2 protein-coding genes are annotated in these 1,901 nt (G+C 75.4%); both read left to right on the top strand.

Going from position 1 to position 1,901, the window contains the following annotated elements:
* The first annotated feature begins 237 nt into the window (after positions 1 to 237).
* Positions 238 to 1,173: an ABC transporter ATP-binding protein gene (locus tag H5J30_RS30275; RefSeq protein WP_181790604.1), complete on the top strand. Its 936-nt coding sequence runs from the start codon at positions 238 to 240 to the stop codon at positions 1,171 to 1,173.
* Positions 1,170 to 1,901 (top strand): ABC transporter permease (locus H5J30_RS30270; RefSeq protein ID WP_181790602.1); only part of this gene is annotated, 732 nt, incomplete at its 3' end. The genes H5J30_RS30275 and H5J30_RS30270, both read left to right, overlap by 4 nt.

The raw sequence follows: 1,901 nt of genomic DNA, 5'->3' as shown, positions 1-1,901 counted from the left end.
CGGTGCGGCGCCGGAGGCCGGGGAGTCGCAGGCCGGGGAGTCGGCGCGGCAGGAGCGGGAGGGGAAGCCCTGCTGACCGCGCGGGACGAGCGGTCGGGCGCTGGGGAGTAGCGGCCCTGCCGAGCGGTGAAGGGATGCCCGGGCCGTAGCGGGGGTCCTCCCGTGGTACTACGGCGTCGCACGGATGCGGGCCGTGGTCGGACGATCGGCGCGGGCGTGCGGCCTAGCGTCGCCGGTATGACCATCGAAGCACGCGGGCTCACCAAGCGGTACGGCGAGAAGACCGCCGTCGACGACCTGACGTTCACCGTGCGCCCGGGGACCGTGACCGGCTTCCTCGGGCCCAACGGCGCCGGCAAGTCCACCACGATGCGCCTCATCATGGGCCTGGACGCACCGACCCACGGCTCCGTCACCGTCAACGAGCGGCCGTACGACCGGCATCCGGCGCCCCTCGCCGAAGTCGGGGCGCTGCTGGAGGCCCGGTCCGTACACACCGGGCGCAGCGCGTACAAGCACCTGCTCGCGCTCGCCCTGACCCACGGCATCCCGCGGGCGCGGGTGGAGGAGGTGATCGAGGCGGTGGGGCTGGCCGGTGTGGCGCGCAAGCGCGCCGGCGGGTTCTCGCTGGGCATGGGGCAGCGGCTCGGCATCGCCGCCGCGCTGCTGGCCGACCCTGCGGTCGTCCTGCTCGACGAACCGGTCAACGGCCTCGACCCCGAGGGCGTGCTGTGGATCCGCGGCCTGCTCAAGGACCTGGCGGCGGAGGGGCGCACGGTGTTCGTCTCGTCGCACCTGATGAGCGAGATGGCGCTGACCGCCGAGCACCTGGTCGTCGTCGGCCGCGGCCGGCTGCTCGCGGACACGACGGTGGCGGAGTTCGTACGGTCCGCCGGGCGCGACGAGGTGTCGCTGAAGTCGCCGCAGGCGGGGAGGTTGCGGGAGCTGCTGGCCGGGCCCGGCGTCGAGGTCGCCTCGGACGCGCCGGGCGAGCTGCGGGTACGCGGCGTCGGGGCCGAGGACATCGGCCTGACGGCCGCCGCGCACGGCGTGCCGCTGTTCGAGCTGACGCCCCACCGGGTGTCGCTGGAGGAGGCGTTCATGGAGCTGACCCGGGACGCCGTCGAGTACCACGCCCCTGCCCCGGGGCGGACGGAGGAGATCGCCGCATGAGTGTCCCGTCCCTGACCGCGCCCGGCCCGGGCGCCGCGGGCGCCGGCGCCCGCGGCGCAGCCGGATACCGCGTGACGTACCCGCGCGTGCTGCGCTCCGAGTGGTCGAAGCTGTGGTCGCTGCGCTCGACGTGGTACTCGCTGGCCGCCGTCGTCGTGCTGACCCTCGGCATCGGGCTCGCCGTCGGTGCCACGTTCACCGGCGGCGATGACGGGGACGGCCCGCAGGACCCCGTCGAGGTCACCCTGCTGGGCCTGAACTTCGGCCTGCTCATCCTGCCCGTGCTGGGCATCCTCGCCACCGCCGGCGAGTGGTCGACAGGGACGGTGCGGGCCACGATGGCGGCCGTGCCCCGTCGGCTGCCGGTGCTGTGGGCCAAGGCCGCCGTCTTCGGCGCGGTGAGCTTCGTCCTGATGCTGGCGACGGCGCTCGCGACGTTCCCGCTGGCGCAGGCGTTCCTCACCGGCACCCCCATCGCCGCCGGCCTCGGCGACCCCGGGGTGGCGCGGGCGCTGGTCACCACGGCCGCGGGGGCGTCGCTGATCGCCGTGCTCGGGGTGGCGGCCGGGGCGCTGCTGCGCAGCGTCCCGGCGTCGATCGGGGCGTTCGTCGCGGTGCTGATGGTGCTGCCGAACGTGGCGCCCCTGCTCCCGTTCGAGTGGGTCGAGGACGCGGTGGCGTACACCCCGCTGGCCGCCATGGAGCCGCTGGCGGCGGCGCACCCCGGC

It is taken from the genome of Streptomyces phytophilus (assembly GCF_013870535.1).
GTDB lineage: Bacteria > Actinomycetota > Actinomycetes > Streptomycetales > Streptomycetaceae > Streptomyces > Streptomyces phytophilus.
The sequence above is the reverse complement of the archived record's forward strand: the minus strand, read 5'-3'. Positions and strand labels throughout refer to the sequence as shown.

Coding starts and splice junctions, on each gene's coding strand:
- H5J30_RS30275 (WP_181790604.1), top strand. CDS start 238: ATGACCATCGAAGCACGCGGGCTCACCAAGCGGTACGGCGAGAAGACC.